General features: G+C 37.7%; 14 protein-coding genes. 2 read left to right on the top strand and 12 right to left on the bottom strand.

What is annotated here, in order from left to right; genetic code table 11:
* From JF75_RS01525 to rsmG, 10 genes are all read right to left on the bottom strand, one after another.
* Positions 1-1,527 carry an ABC transporter permease/substrate-binding protein gene (locus tag JF75_RS01525; protein ID WP_046331564.1) on the bottom strand — a complete coding sequence of 509 codons (1,527 nt, stop codon included), beginning with the start codon at positions 1,525-1,527 and terminating at the stop codon, positions 1-3.
* 200 nt (positions 1,528-1,727) lie between these two features.
* Positions 1,728-3,599 (bottom strand): ABC transporter ATP-binding protein, encoded by a 1,872-nt coding sequence (locus tag JF75_RS01520; protein WP_141639304.1) that lies wholly within the window; start codon positions 3,597-3,599, stop codon positions 1,728-1,730.
* Positions 3,600-5,324, bottom strand: coding sequence for an ABC transporter ATP-binding protein (locus JF75_RS01515; protein ID WP_046331563.1), 1,725 nt, complete (start codon positions 5,322-5,324; stop codon positions 3,600-3,602).
* A gap of 143 nt (positions 5,325-5,467) precedes the next feature.
* Positions 5,468-6,250, bottom strand: coding sequence for a DUF1129 family protein (locus JF75_RS01510; RefSeq protein WP_046331562.1), 783 nt, complete (start codon positions 6,248-6,250; stop codon positions 5,468-5,470).
* 9 nt (positions 6,251-6,259) lie between these two features.
* A complete protein-coding gene (gene ychF / locus JF75_RS01505) occupies positions 6,260-7,360 on the bottom strand; it encodes a redox-regulated ATPase YchF (protein ID WP_046331561.1) in 1,101 nt (366 codons plus the stop codon).
* Positions 7,361-7,384: 24 nt separating this feature from the next.
* Positions 7,385-7,660, bottom strand: coding sequence for a DUF951 domain-containing protein (locus JF75_RS01500; protein ID WP_046331560.1), 276 nt, complete (start codon positions 7,658-7,660; stop codon positions 7,385-7,387).
* Positions 7,653-8,543 (bottom strand): ParB/RepB/Spo0J family partition protein, encoded by an 891-nt coding sequence (locus tag JF75_RS01495; RefSeq protein ID WP_046331559.1) that lies wholly within the window; start codon positions 8,541-8,543, stop codon positions 7,653-7,655. The genes JF75_RS01500 and JF75_RS01495 overlap by 8 nt, the downstream gene beginning before the upstream one ends.
* Complete coding sequence (locus JF75_RS01490; protein ID WP_046331558.1) at positions 8,521-9,300, bottom strand: ParA family protein; 780 nt, start codon at positions 9,298-9,300, stop codon at positions 8,521-8,523. Before JF75_RS01490 ends, JF75_RS01495 begins: the two co-directional genes overlap by 23 nt.
* Before the next feature lie 15 nt (positions 9,301-9,315).
* Positions 9,316-10,164, bottom strand: a complete 849-nt coding sequence (noc, locus tag JF75_RS01485; RefSeq protein WP_046331557.1) for a nucleoid occlusion protein — start codon at positions 10,162-10,164, stop codon at positions 9,316-9,318.
* A gap of 15 nt (positions 10,165-10,179) precedes the next feature.
* Positions 10,180-10,902: a 16S rRNA (guanine(527)-N(7))-methyltransferase RsmG gene (gene rsmG, locus JF75_RS01480; RefSeq protein WP_046331556.1), complete on the bottom strand. Its 723-nt coding sequence runs from the start codon at positions 10,900-10,902 to the stop codon at positions 10,180-10,182.
* A gap of 157 nt (positions 10,903-11,059) precedes the next feature.
* On the opposite strand from rsmG, the gene JF75_RS01475 reads away from it, so the two are divergent.
* Complete coding sequence (locus tag JF75_RS01475; protein ID WP_046331555.1) at positions 11,060-11,596, top strand: CvpA family protein; 537 nt, start codon at positions 11,060-11,062, stop codon at positions 11,594-11,596.
* 227 nt (positions 11,597-11,823) lie between these two features.
* Entirely contained in the window at positions 11,824-12,894 is a 1,071-nt protein-coding gene (locus JF75_RS01470) for a C39 family peptidase (RefSeq protein WP_052726849.1), read from the top strand.
* A gap of 63 nt (positions 12,895-12,957) precedes the next feature.
* Here the strand turns inward: JF75_RS01470 and JF75_RS01465 are convergent, their stop codons facing one another.
* The gene (locus JF75_RS01465; RefSeq protein ID WP_046331554.1) at positions 12,958-13,887 is read right to left on the bottom strand and encodes an FAD:protein FMN transferase; all 930 of its coding nucleotides are present in this window, start codon (positions 13,885-13,887) and stop codon (positions 12,958-12,960) included.
* 11 nt (positions 13,888-13,898) lie between these two features.
* On the bottom strand, positions 13,899-14,690 hold the full coding sequence (locus JF75_RS01460) for a tyrosine-protein phosphatase (protein ID WP_046331553.1): 792 nt from the start codon (positions 14,688-14,690) through the stop codon (positions 13,899-13,901).
* Positions 14,691-14,728 lie beyond the last annotated feature (38 nt).

Raw genomic sequence — 14,728 nt, 5'->3', positions numbered from 1 at the left:
TTATTTCTCCTTAAGTAAATGCTGTTTTACTAAATAATGATGCGCCACTTGGCCCGGATCCATATTTTTGACATTGACCTCATAATTCATTTCCTGCATCTGCTTTTCAGTAATCTTGCCAGCTAATTTATTTAAACTGCGTACTACTTGGGGATGCCGACGTGCAAAGTCATTACTCATTAAAGGAGCACCCTGATAAATAGGAAAGTTATGTTTGTTATCTTTTAAAATACTTAAGTGGTACTGCCGCAATTCACTGTCTGTTGAATAGGCATCAACGATGTTAACTTTATTTTGGTCTATTGCTTGATAACGTAACGCCGGCTCCATTGATTTAACTGGAAAATCAATCCCATATAATTTTTTTATACCCTTAAAACCGTCACCGCGGTCAATAAATTCTAAAGTCATACCACCCTTGAGCTTATTAGGAATATTAGCTAAATCACTGATTTTCTTTAAATGATTTTTCTGCTTAAAAGAGGCTTTAACAGCTAAGGCATAAGTATTATCGTAGGCCATTGGTCTAAGCAAAGTAAGTTTATCCTGCTTGTTCACTAATTCTTTAGCTTTATCATAAGTTTCTTTTTCAGATAAACCCGTCGTTTTTACCGGAGTTTTAGCAAAAGTTTCTAAAATAGTACCCGTAAACTCCGGATAAATATTGATCTTACCGTTTTTTAATGCACTAAAGAGAAAAGTAGTCTTACCAAAATTAGGTTTCAAGGTCACTTGAACGTGCGAATCACCCTGCTCAATTAGTTCTTTGTACATATTAATCAAAATTTCGGGTTCAGAGCCTAGCTTACCAGCAACAGTTATCGTTTCTTTTTGATTAACAACAGTTTCATAAACACCACTGCCCGCCAGAAACAGAACACTGACAGCTAAAACTCCTAAAGCGGTTTTAACTGAAGCATGTTCTAACCACTTGATCAAGGCACTTAAGATAATAGCCAAGGCACCTGAACAAACTGCGCCAATAATTATTAAAGCCGTATTATTACGGTCAATTCCTAGCAGTATAAAACTACCTAGTCCGCCTGCGCCAATTAATGCTGCCATGGTAGCAGTTCCGATAATTAAAACTAGCGCTGTCCTAATACCAGAAATAATTGTGGGCATAGCTAAGGGTAATTCAACTTTGAGCAGCTTTTGCATGCGCGACATGCCGAACGCATCTGCAGCTTCTTCCAGAGCTGGATCAATTTCTGTTAATCCCAAATAGGTATTCTGAAAGATAGGCAATAAAGCATACACTATCAAGGCAATTACCGCAGGCACTGTTCCTATGCCGACAAGAGGTATTAGCAGACCAAGAAGTGCCAAAGAAGGAATAGTTTGTAATATGCTGGCAATTTGCAATAAAAATTCTGCTACTTTGGCATGTTTTACTGTCCAAAAAGCTAGTGGCATTGCAATTACCATAGCAATTAGCAGTGAAATTAATGATATCTGTATGTGCTGCAGCAATGCAATCCCTAAATCGCCTCGGCGTTCACTTAAAATTTGGATGATTTGATTCATTTGCCTAATTCCTTTTGTCTATGCCAATTTTTTAAATTGTCCTAAATTATATAAAGCACTATGTTAATAGCTTTAGACCTAGCTAATTTCTTAAACATTACCATAACACAAACTTGCGTTCTGTAAGCAATTATTGCTTGCAGGTCTTTTTTAGCAAAAAAAATTCCCAGCACCGTAATGCTGAGAAAATTTTATTAAAATTACTGTATTTCTTTTTTACCAGTATATAACTCGTAGTAGTAACCCTTTTGCTTTAGAAGCTGCTCATGGTTACCGGCTTCAATAATATGGCCATGATCAAGTACTAAAATCAAGTCCGAGTTAACAATTGTTGAAAGACGGTGGGCAATAACAAAACTTGTACGTCCTGCAAGCAGATTATCCATACCAGCCTGCACTAGCTTTTCAGTTTGCGTATCAATGCTGGAAGTTGCCTCATCTAAAATCATGACTGGTTCATCAGCGATCATCGCCCGCGCAATACTGAGAAGCTGCATTTGACCCTGAGACAGGTCTCCGCCATTACCATCGATAATAGTTTTGTAGCCTTCATCTAAATGATGAATGAATTCATCGGCATGCGATAAGTGCGCTGCCTGGTACACATCATCATCACTTGCTTCAGCATTACCAAAACGGATATTATCCATAACTGTACCGGTAAACATGTGTGTGTCCTGCAATACTATTGATAACGACCGCCTTAAATCATCTTTTTTAATTCTATTAATCGGAATACCGTCATAAGTTATAGTACCTGAGTTAATTTCGTAGAAGCGATTAATCATATTAGAAATAGTGGTTTTACCCGCTCCGGTTTCACCAACCAGCGCTACTTTCATACCCGGTTTGGCATCAATCGAAATATCATACAAAATTTGTTTATTTGGCGAATAACCAAAGTTGACATGATCAAAAACAATATGACCATTGACAGTAACTTTCTTTACTGACCCATCTTTTTGCGGTACATTCCAGTGCCAAGCACCCTTTACATCTTCGTCTTTAGTGATGGTTACATCACCATCATCAACTTCAACTGTTTGATCTTCTAATTTAAAAATTCTTTCCGCACCGGCTAAAGCCATTACGATAGAATTTAACTGTTGCGAAATCTGAGCTATCGGCATTGCAAACTGTTTTGATAATTGCAGAAAGGCTCCAATAACACCTAATGAAAGAGGTGCAATATGGTTGATGGCCACCGCACCACCTAAAACTGCAATTAAAACATAAAGCAAGTTGCCCAAGTTACCCATAATTGGAAATAAAATTGTGGCATAAGTATGAGCCTTGCCAGATGCTACCTGCAATGAATCGTTATAAGCATTAAAGTCTTGTTCAACTTCTGGCTCATGGCTAAAGACTTTAATTACCTTAAGGCCATTAAGCATTTCTTCATTATAACCGTTAACTTGTCCCAATTCTTTTTGCTGCAGCTTAAAGTAATGAGCTGAACGTATCGTTAAAAAGCGTACAACAATAATAGAAAGGGCAAAGACTACTAAAGTAAAAATAGTTAGCTGCCAGCTTAAAATCACCATCGCACCCAAAACGAAAATAAGGTTTAAAGCTGAGTTCATAAACTGCGGAATCGATTGAGAAATCATTTGTTGCAACGTATCAATGTCGTTGGTATAACAGCTCATGATGTCGCCATAATCATTTTCATCGAAATAAGAAATGGGCAATTTTTCCATATGCTCAAACATTTCCATCCGCACTCTGAATTGGACTTTTTGTGCTAAAACTGCCATTAACATTGCAAAAAGATAGTTAGAAATGAATCCAATAGCATAACAGCCAAACATTACTGCAATTGCGTGCAAAAGTGGACCAAAGTCTGGTCTTGCCTCTTTGGTTAACGGAATAATGTAAGTATTTATCAAACGTTCGATAAACAAGGACCCTAAAACATTTGCAGCAGCCGTGAGAATTATGGCAATTGTAGAACTAATAAGCATCCAAGGACTGGTGCTGGCAACTAATTTAAGCAGACGCCACAGTATTGTAGAACGTTTACCAGAGATTTGGTTATTTTGCTTTTCCACTGCTTTATTCAAATTAATCACCTACTTCTTTTGTTCTTCTTGAAACTTGGCAATTGAACTATACAAGTCATTGCGCTGCATCAGTTCTTCATGTGTACCAATATCCTGAATTTTACCATCATCCATGACAATTATTCTGTCCGCATCCTTAATCGACACTATTCTCTGCGAAATAATTATTTTAGTGGTATCCGGCATATTTTCTACCAGTGCTTCGCGGATTTGACGCTCAGTCTGTGTATCAACCGCTGAAGTAGAATCATCCAAAATTAAAATCTTAGGCCTCTTGAGCAATGCCCGTGCAATTGTAATTCTTTGCTTTTGCCCGCCGGAAACATTAGCCCCGCCTTGTTCAACCATAGTTTCATACTGGTCAGGCATTTCACGAATAAAATCATCTGCATGTGCAATTTTTGCAGCAGCAACAATTTCTTCATCAGTGGCATTTTCGTCACCCCATTTCAGGTTCTCCTTAATGGTCCCTGAAAACAGAACATTATTTTGCAAAACCATCGCTACATTGTCACGCAGTGTTTTTAAATCATATGATTTTACATTGTGTCCTGATACCCGAACGGCTCCTGAATCCGTATCATAAAGCCGTGGAATCATGGATACTAAGGTTGATTTAGATGAACCGGTTTTTCCAATAATACCAATTGTCTCACCTGGTTTAATGGTTAAATTGATATTGTTTAAAGCCAGGTTCTTATCATCTGGATCATATTTAAAATTAACGTGATCAAAAATTACTTCACCATTATTTACATGCTTTAAAGGTTTGCGTGGATTTTCAATTGATGGTTTTTCATTAATAACGTCTGCAATTCTGTGACCACTAGCAGCAGAAACAACCAGTTGTGTAAAGATCATTGCCAACATATTCAAACTGCCTAAGACAGAGTTTGAATATGAAAACATTGAGATAAGCTGACCGGTTTGTAAACTGCCACCAACAATTTCTTTGGCTCCAAACCAGCAAATAGCCAAGTTAGAAATATTTAACACTGCCATAACCACAAGTGAGTTCAGCGACATGATTTTTTGTGCAGTTGCAAATAGTCTGTAGATAAAGCCGGCAGATTTTTTAAATTTAACTGTTTGTGCTTCTTCTTGGACATAAGTTTTAACTTCTCGGATGCCGCGAATGTTTTCCCGCACTACTTGGTTCATGCGGTCATAGCCCCTAAAAATCTTAGGGAAATACTTGCTGGCACTTTTAATAATGATACCAAGCAGAATGACAAAAACTGGGGCAATTACTACAAATACCAGTGATAATTGGGGGCTGACAATAACAGACATGATTATTGAAACCAATAACATCATTGGCGCTCTGACTGCAATTCTAATTAATATTTGATAAGACATCTGAACGTTATTAACGTCAGTCGTCATTCTCGTAACCAAACTGGCACTAGAAAAATTGTCAATATTTTCAAAAGAATAGTCTTGCACATGATAAAACATGTCTTTACGCAAATTAGCTGCAAACCCAGCTGCAGCATGAGCAGAGGCATAACTGGCACCAGAACCTAAAACAAGTGAAAGAACCGTAAACACCAACAAAACAATACCGCTTTTAGTAATGTAGGGCATGTTCCCTTTCATAATGCCATTATCAATTAAAATACCAACCAAATATGGTATTAACATTTCAATGATAACTTCACCAGTGACAAAAAGTGGCGACAGCAAAGACAGTTTTTTATACTGCCTGATTGACTTACGCAACGTGTTAATCATCAAATACCTCTTTCTAATTTGTTAAACGTTATTTAATTCTTATGTGTATCAGTTTAAAAAGGATAAATAGATTCATAGTAAATCTATTTATCCTTTAAAATATATAGTTATCTAAGTATAGCTCTTTTCTTGACAAAAAGCACCTATTTACTCCTATCAGCTGGTGAAAATGCAGAGCCAATGATTTGATAATGACGACGGAAAAGCCAGCGAATACCGTAAACCACCGCAGCAATTATCAAATTATATATTCCAGGTAAAACCGGATTAATAATTTGTAATGCTCGCAAAGAGAGTACGCCAAAACAGATAAAGAGCAATGCCATCATTAAAATGAAACCCCAAATTAATTTTGACCAGGGAATTTTACGATTTTTACCACCATTAGGTAAGACCCATTCATTATACTTCGTCATAAAAACGCCCAGTGCAGCACCAACAATCAACAAAGTTAAGGCACCCATCTCTGAATTATATTTGTTGTTCTTTTGGAATAAACCAATTAAGCCAAAAAGACCAAAGAAAAGGGCAACATAAAATAAAGCATTATCCGTGGCATATTGCCAAAACGGAATATCTGAAGCTTTCTTCTTTTTGGGCTTTAACATGTCAGCAGCTTTTAATTTAGGTGACATGCCGTAATATGTACTGGCAGGTTGACCATGACGCTGTGCAATTATTAAATCATTCAAGAGCGCATCTACTCTTTTTTGAGCCTCTTCATGACTCATCTTGCCTTGTGTTTCAAGTTCTTTTTGCAAGCGAAAAACATAGTCAGAATTTTTATTGCTAAGTTGTTTACGCAACTCGGCAGGCTGCATTTGTTTTACCTCATCATCTATATTTTGATTGATTACTTTTTCCTTTAGTTTTTCCTGCTTGTTAGTATCTATTTTAGCTTGTGCTTCAGTTTTCTTTTCTGCCATTATTATTTCCTAAACGTTAAATCTAAATTCAATAATGTCGCCATCTTGAACTTCATAATCTTTCCCTTCAAGACGCAACCTACCAGCTTCTTTAACTTTCTGCATGGTTTCATATTTGTCTAAATCCGTGTATGAAACTACTTCGGCGCGAATAAATCCGCGTTCAAAATCAGAGTGGATAACACCGGCAACTTGTGGTGCTTTCATCCCCTTATGAAAAGTCCAGGCACGAGTCTCAGGACCACCAGCTGTAAAGAATGTTCTTAATCCTAAAATATGGTAAGCTGCCCGGATCAAACGGTCAAGACCTGATTCCGTTACACCTTCAGCTTCTAAAAACTCTGCTTTTTCATCGTCATCTAAGCCGGCAATTTCTTCTTCAGTAGCTGCGGAAATACCTAAGCATTCAGCGTTTTCACTGTCAGCATGCTTTTTAACTATCTGATAATATTGATCTTGTTCGGGATCAGCCATCGAATTTTCGGCAATATTAGCTACATAAATAACCGGTTTGTCAGTTAACAAAAATAGGCCCTTAACAATTTTTTGTTCATCTTCATTAAACTTGATTGAGCGAACGGGTTTACCCTCTTCTAAAACTGGCTTAATCTTTTGCAAAACGTTAAATTCAGCTTTAGCTTCCTTGTCATTTTGCTGGGCAATCTTTTTCACTTTACTGATGCGGCGATTAACAGCATCTAAATCTGCAATTGCCAATTCCAGGTTAATCGTATTGATATCTTCTTCCGGATCTACTTTACCGGTAACTGAGGTAATATTGTCATCTTCAAAAGCACGGACAACATGAATAATCGCATCAGTTTGACGAATATTTTCCAAGAATTTATTACCCAGACCTTCTCCTTTGGAAGCTCCTTTAACTAAACCGGCAATATCGGTAAACTCAAAAGTGGTGTGAACTATTTTTTTAGCGGGAATTAGTTCCTGAATGCGTGCAAGTCTCTTGTCTGGAACTTCCACCATACCAACATTGGGTTCAATCGTGGCAAATGGGTAGTTGGCCATTTCCGCCCCCGCTTTAGTAATTGCGTTAAATAAAGTTGATTTACCAACATTAGGTAAGCCAACAATCCCAGCAGTTAGTGACATTTTTATCCTCTTTCTTTAACAAAATCAGTTATTTTCTTGATTAACATCTGGTCGTGCTATCTCTTTTTTAGGCACATAAAGCTCATTTTTGGTGTTGACCGGATCGTTTGCCTTAGTTAAAACTTTTTTCAGATTATGGGTGAACTTTGACCGCGGCATCATGACGATGTGGCCGCAGCCCATACACTTTAGCCTGATATCAGCTCCTATGCGCAAGACTTCCCAGTCATTAGTCTTACAAGCATGAGGTTTCTTCATCAACACCGTATCTGCCAAACTATAAGAAATCTCTTTATTCATCAAGGTCGACTCCTAGCACATCAAGTATTCTGTTTAATTCGGCAGTTGAAGAAAAGCCAATAGATAAATGACCACTGCCCTTTTTGCTTTCAGAAATATTGACAGTTGAGCCTAACTTATTAGCCAGCTGATGTTCAGTAGCACGAATAAACGGTGACTTCTGCACTGTCTTTTTGCGGGGCTTTTTAGCATTAAGACTGGCTACCAGTGCCTCAACTTTGCGCACCGGCATCCCTTCCTTAACCACTTGTTTTGCCACTTCATCAATCTTATCTTTATTTTTTAAACCCAAGAGCGTTCTGGCTTGACCCATAGAAAGATCACCGTGCTGCAATAAATGTTTGGTCTTATTAGGCAAGGTTAATAGACGCAAGTAATTCGCAATATAAGGACGGGACTTGCCCATTCTTTTAGAAACTTCTTCTTGAGTCAGACCCAAGTTTTTTTGCAACATTTCGTAAGCCTGGGCTTCTTCAAGCGGTGTTAAATCTTCACGCTGCAAGTTTTCCAGAACCGCAACTTCCATCATTTGACTTTCACTAAAGTCACGGACAATTGCCGGTATAGTAGTTTTCTTAGCTAATTTAGAAGCGCGAAAACGACGCTCACCGGCGATAATTTCATAGCCTTTAACTGACTGGCGGACAATAATTGGTTGAAAAACCCCATTTTCTTTAATTGAATCAGCCAGTTCCTTAAGTGACTTGTCATCAAAATTTTTCCGAGGCTGATATGGATTAGGTCTGATATCGCTCAAGTTTAAATCTTGAATTTCTTCCTCATTATTGTCTTCAATCTGCGGCTCGTCTTCAAACAAAGCTTCAATTCCACGCCCTAGGCCGCCATGCTTTTTATTATCTTTACTTCTTGAGTTTCTTGCCATGATTCTTCAACACCTCCTTGGCTAAATCATCATAAACTTCAGCACCCCGTGAATTAGGCGCATATTCCGTAATTGCTTGCCCATAACTAGGTGCTTCAGCTAGTTTGGTAATTCTGGGGATAATAGTTTTATATACTTTATCAGAAAAATAGGAACGTACTTCTTTAACAACTTCAGCACCCAGATTAGTCCGGGCATCAAGCATTGTCAGTAAGACGCCTTCCACCCCTAAATCTTTGTTAAAGTGCTTTTGCACCAAGCGGATCGTGTTAAGCAGCTGGCTAAGACCTTCCATAGCATAATATTCACTTTGAACGGGAATCAAAATTGAATCAGATGCTGTAAAAGCATTAATAGACAATTGGCCTAGAGAAGGCGGACAATCAATAAAAATAAAGTCATAATTGTCACTAATTGAGTCTAAAGCAGATTTCAACCGCGTTTCTCGTGCCATCATACTAATCAATTCTGTTTCCGCACCTGACAAATTAATAGTTGCCGGAACCAAATCCAAGCGATTAGTCGAAGTATGGAAAATCGTATCTTTAAGCGGAACATCATTAATCAAAACGCTATAAATATCTTGATCAATTGCGGACTTTTCAATTCCCAAGCCAGAAGTGGCATTACCCTGCGGATCAATATCTACAATTAAGACTTGATACCCGCGTTCTGCAATCGAAGCCGCCAGATTAATAGTTGTGGTCGTCTTACCAACGCCACCTTTTTGGTTAGCAACCGAAATTACACTCACCATATTTTCCATGCCTTCCTACTTTCTTTTTAATTCAATCGTAATCATATAATCATCAGGATCGTTATTTTCTTTAAACTTAACCTTAATGCCAGACTGCTGTGCTAGCTTTATCGCCTTTTTGATTGTATTAATTTGTACCTTTAGGTCTTTGGGAATTCGATTGGCTGCTCGTCTGGTCTTTTCAGCCTGCTCTTTTTCTTTGTCCTCAATTTTTTTGCCGGCAAAATATTGCTCAACATTTTTAACGATTTTCTCGGTCTCGCTCACATTAAGGTTGTGAGCCAAGATTTCATCTAAGACACGACCCTGGTCTTTTTCACTAAGTCCGACTAAACAGCGACCATGACGAGGAGAAATTTCGCCACTGGCCAAATAACTCTGCACCTTAGGTGTCAGCTTTAAAAGGCGCAACTTATTCGCTACATAAGATTGCGACTTGCCAATATTTTGGGCCAAAGTTGTTTGAGTTAAGTTATTTAACTTCATGAGATTATTATAAGCTTGTGCTTCATCTATTGGATTTAAATCTTCTCTTTGTAAGTTTTCTATTAAAGCTAATGAAGCAGCTTGACTATCATCCATATTGTTTACGATAGCCGGAATTTTTTCCCAAGCTAGATGCTTTGCAGCCCGCAACCTGCGTTCGCCGGCAACAATTTCATAATCATCGCCCTTTTCACGCACAATAATAGGTTGCAACAAGCCATCTTTATCTAGAGTCGTTGCTAATTCACGAATTGATTCTTCAGAAAACTCATGTCGTGGTTGATATGAATTAGGTTTTATTTTACTTAGTTCAATATCCTGAACTTGCTTATTTTTAGGTATTTCTTCATGATGACGCAAAGAAGAAAATAATGACATTTTGAGTCCCCCTGTTTAATGAATTGGTTTGCGGTGCGGCGTGCCCGCCTGCCGCGGATATTTTTTGGGTGTAGGCTGCACTTTTTTTACCAAAATTAGCGTACGGTCTTCCGTACTTTGAGGCAGTTGCAATTCTTTTAGGGCAATTGCCTTACCGCCTAAAGTTGTTAAAGCTTTCTGACTCGATTTTAATTCATCTTCAGCTTTTGGTCCCTTGAGAGCGATAAAATTGCCGCCTTTTTTGACAAGTGGCAAGCAATATTCACTCAAAACAGCCATATTGGCAACAGCTCTGGCAGTTACAATATCAAACTGCTCACGATATTGTTTGTTCTGGCCCACGTCTTCAGCGCGCCCATGAACTAAAGCAACATTTTTTAAATTTAGCTGGGTGATTAAACCTTGCAAAAAATTCAACCTTTTACCCAGAGAATCTACAATCGTTACCTGCAATTCCGGCATCATAATTTTAAGCGGGATTGAAGGAAAACCAGCACCTGCACCAACATCGCATAAAGAGCTGCTTGACTTAAAAACCGTACTAAAGGTCAAAAGCGGCGTGATGCTGTCATAAAAGTGTTTGAGATAAACATCATCTTCTGCAGTTATTCGCGTGAGGTTAACGTGCTTGTTGGCTTCAATTAGACTGTTAAAGTATTGGTTAAATTGGTTGATTTGATTTTCATTTAATTTAAAATTACATTTTGATAATTCTTGGACAAATTGTTCAGGATTCATTTTTCACCCGTGAAACCTTGTTTCACACCCTCTAAATTTAACGCTAAAATTGGCTTAATGTAAAGTCAATGCATCCCTTTAATTATGAAATATTTTTCGACTGTCGTCAAAGTCTAAACGTATAAATTAAGCTATAATATCGTCAAAGGAGATTAATATGATTGTTACTCTAATTGTTCTGGCTTATTTGGCACTAAAAACTTATAAAGGATTTCAAACAGGCTTTACCAGACTAATCATCAATTTGGTATTTGCTGCCATTGTCTTCATTGCAGCAATACTTTTTCAAAATCCTGTCGGCAATTGGCTATACAGTCAAATAACTGGGCAAAATATTCAGACCACTTTAACTCCCGGAACTAACTTAATGCTCTTTCGTTTTTTGGCATTTTTTATCATTGTCTTTTTTGGCAAAATGATTGTTAAGGTTTTTAAAGGCTGGGTACCAAATAAAAATCCCCATGCGACTAACTTTGGCAATTTACTAGATAGTGTTTTAGGTGCTGTCGTCTCTTTTTTTGCTAGTTATTTTTTCGTTTATATTATATTGTCAATGCTTAATGCTTTGCAAAATCCGTGGTTTATCCAGCAAACTTTAGACTCATCATTTATTCGCTTTATCATTTATAACACACCTGGCTTATCCAACGGGTTATTTAACAGTATCTTTAGTATTAGCAGAACTGCTGCTTAAAATGAATAAATAACCATTGGCGTTTAAATTTGTTAGTTTAGGCGCCGTTTTTGTTTAAGCAATTAGCAAAAGTTTACTTTGATCTTTGACTAAAATACTTTGAGTAATTATGTTATATATACCTCTACAAATAATAAAAATCCAGCTAATTTTTGGCATATATTTGCCATTTGTCGTAGTATACTGGTTATGAAGGCATTTTGAATAAGAAAAACTGGGAGGATAAATTGAAAAGTAAATTAACCCTAAAGAAAATTGTAACTCTTTCTGCAGCAATTATTCTTGCAACACCTATTTTCAGTAACAATCTGACCAAAACAGTTAGCGCAGAAACGGAATCTCAAAATAAACAATTAAAGCAGGATAATAATCAAGTAAATAAAGAGTCTGAGACCCAAAAGTCGCAAGAAGACCAAAAGACAGACAAAGAAACAGATAAGACCGAAACCAATGTCCCGGATGCTGCGACTCAGAATAAAAAGCCTGCTAATATCACTGCCAAAAAAGTCAAAACTTTCAAAGTAGCAATTGTTAAAAAGAATTATGGTATTTATCTTGATAATTTTACCAAGAAGAAAGCAGCCAAGAATTATTTTCACCAAACTTTTAATGTCAATAAAAAATTCACCCACAACGGCAAAACATACTATTGGCTTAACAAAAAGGGCAAGAAATCAATTGGCTACATTAATAAAAAAGCCGTAGCTACTCCTAATCAAGCTAAAACAATTGAGAAGACGCCGTATGTCAGTCAATATGTTCCTGTTAAAACCCCGTGGGGCTGTGCAGGAGCCTCAATGGCTATGATGTTAGGTTCTCAGGGACAGAAAATTACCACTAGCTTGCTTACAAAAATTCAAAATAATTTACCAATGCAGCCAGTTAAAGGCGGACAAAAGGGGAATGTTTACACTGGCGTCGGTTTTGGCTACGTAATTAGCCCAGGTGCCCTAGCTAAATACGCCCGGACTTTTAAAAAGGGCAAAAAGATTATTAATATTTCCAGTAAAAAGCTAACTGTTGATGATCTTAAAATGTATATTCAGGCTGGCAAGCCAGTGTTATATTATGGCTTTTCTTCATATCAAAAAGCTGGCGATTACAAGCGCAATCACTGCAAAGTTATCACCGGCTACAAGAAAGGCAAGTTCTTGGTTTATGATCCACTTTATTACTCCAAGTTTGATAAAGCGGGTACTGGTGGCAAGAACATGAATTATGATCATGGTGCAATTGCCTGGATACCAGAGAGTGCTATTCAAGCAGAATTTTGCCATAAAGCTCTCTCGTTCAAATAATATACTTATTTACAAATTTAAACTGTAATAAAAAAAGTGCCTTTCACGGCACTTTTTTATTTACTACTTTTGAAAATTATCATACTCAACGTGTTCATCATTATAAACAAAGACCGCTCCAATGCGATCAGGGTCATCATGCCAACCGGCAAGCGGCTTCCCTGCAAAAAACAGTCTCTTGCATTCGATTTCTGCTTCAACTGAATACTTGGTAAAGGTAGTCACTCCGGCTAAATCTGTTTCAACCGGATAGCCAGTCCGCGGATCAATTAAATGGTGATATTTATGCCCGTCAACTACTAAGTACCGTTCATAAGTTCCGCTGGTAACTGCAGAACATTCCGGTACCATCACCGAAGCAATATTATTGCCACGAGGCTCTTTTGGATCTTGCACACCTACTGACCACTGACCACTAGTCCTTTTAGGAGAATCACCAACAAGTAGAATGTTGCCGCCAAGATTAATAATTCCAGCATGAACACCATAGGCCATCCAGAAATCTTTAATGCGATCAGCAATCCAGCCTTTAGCAATACCTCCTAAATCCAGTTCCATACCCGGCTTTTTCAGATAGACGGTTTGGTCTGCGTCATTTAAGTCAACACTATAAGGATCAATCAGCTTCATCCTTTCTTTAATCTGATCATCAGTTGGAACATGGGCCCCTTTAAAGCCAATTGCCCATAATTTAACGACTGGACCAATTAAAGCATTAAAGCCAAAATTTTCCCGACTTTTTTCTACCGCCAATTTGATCAAATCATAGGTACCACTGGAAACTTGCACTGGATGTTTACCAGCCGCATGGTTTACATCCATAACTTCAGATTCATCACGGTTAACTGTTAATAAATCTTCATAATGATCAATCAAAGTAAAAGAGTCATTAATAACACTTTTATCGCGTGCTCCAAAGATTTGTAAAGTTATTGATGTGCCTAAAGCATGATGTTGTCCCACTTGTTGTTCTAAAGCTAAATTTTTAATCATTGATTTTATCCCTACTTCTCCAAATAGTTTTCTCTTATTTTTTCTTTCATCTGCTCATCGATTCTTAATTGTTTATCAATATAAGAATCAATGTTGCCATAGTTTTCATTGATTGTAATCAAGCTCGTATCAATATACGCATTGGCTACCGAACCCAAAATACGCATGTTGGCACGGAACTTATCATTTTCTCCTGCTCTTTTAAGTCGCTCATCACGAACCTTGCGGTAATCGTTGAGCATTAAGTTGGAATAAAGATAATCCTGCCGAATAGTCTCTAGGTCTACTCCCAAAATGTGAAGCAATATTACAGTTACCAATCCCGTCCTGTCTTTACCTTCTGAACAATGGTATAAAACTGAGCCGTGAGTCGTTTCCGCAATTAAACTGACAATTTGGTGAATGCTATTCTGAGAAAATTTATTGCTGACATGATCATGATATCTTTGGCACATAGTATAAAAACCCGCATATTGATCATGGCGATATTGCTCAAATTCTATACTCCTATCAAGGCCATTGCCACCAGTATTGTCATCAACTGACAATGGAAATTCATAATGAACAACCCCTGGTATATCTCGGTCAGGGTTAGCCTTACACTCAGCTGGTGAACGTAAGTCGATAATTTTAGTCAAACCATTCGCAAGCAAAAATTTTTCATCTTTTAATGATATTTCACTTATATTCCCAGTGCGCAATAATCGCCAACTTTTGATTTTATGGCCGCCTAAGCCAATATAGCCGCCTAAGTCGCGGGGATTACGAACAGATTTTACAGGTAAAACGACAGGTCTTGTCATGCCAACTTCCTTTCAAAACAAAAATAACCGGATAGGAT

Source organism: Lactobacillus kimbladii (assembly GCF_000970755.1).
GTDB classification, from domain to species: Bacteria; Bacillota; Bacilli; order Lactobacillales; family Lactobacillaceae; genus Lactobacillus; species Lactobacillus kimbladii.
This window is presented reverse-complemented; position numbering and strand designations above follow the sequence as displayed.

Coding starts and splice junctions, on each gene's coding strand:
- JF75_RS01490 (WP_046331558.1), bottom strand. CDS start 9,300: ATGGTGAGTGTAATTTCGGTTGCTAACCAAAAAGGTGGCGTTGGTAAG.
- rsmG (WP_046331556.1), bottom strand. CDS start 10,902: ATGAATCCTGAACAATTTGTCCAAGAATTATCAAAATGTAATTTTAAA.
- JF75_RS01510 (WP_046331562.1), bottom strand. CDS start 6,250: ATGGCAGAAAAGAAAACTGAAGCACAAGCTAAAATAGATACTAACAAG.
- ychF (WP_046331561.1), bottom strand. CDS start 7,360: ATGTCACTAACTGCTGGGATTGTTGGCTTACCTAATGTTGGTAAATCA.
- JF75_RS01460 (WP_046331553.1), bottom strand. CDS start 14,690: ATGACAAGACCTGTCGTTTTACCTGTAAAATCTGTTCGTAATCCCCGC.
- JF75_RS01495 (WP_046331559.1), bottom strand. CDS start 8,543: ATGGCAAGAAACTCAAGAAGTAAAGATAATAAAAAGCATGGCGGCCTA.
- JF75_RS01515 (WP_046331563.1), bottom strand. CDS start 5,324: ATGATTAACACGTTGCGTAAGTCAATCAGGCAGTATAAAAAACTGTCT.
- JF75_RS01525 (WP_046331564.1), bottom strand. CDS start 1,527: ATGAATCAAATCATCCAAATTTTAAGTGAACGCCGAGGCGATTTAGGG.
- JF75_RS01500 (WP_046331560.1), bottom strand. CDS start 7,660: ATGAATAAAGAGATTTCTTATAGTTTGGCAGATACGGTGTTGATGAAG.
- JF75_RS01475 (WP_046331555.1), top strand. CDS start 11,060: ATGATTGTTACTCTAATTGTTCTGGCTTATTTGGCACTAAAAACTTAT.
- JF75_RS01465 (WP_046331554.1), bottom strand. CDS start 13,887: ATGATTAAAAATTTAGCTTTAGAACAACAAGTGGGACAACATCATGCT.
- noc (WP_046331557.1), bottom strand. CDS start 10,164: ATGTCATTATTTTCTTCTTTGCGTCATCATGAAGAAATACCTAAAAAT.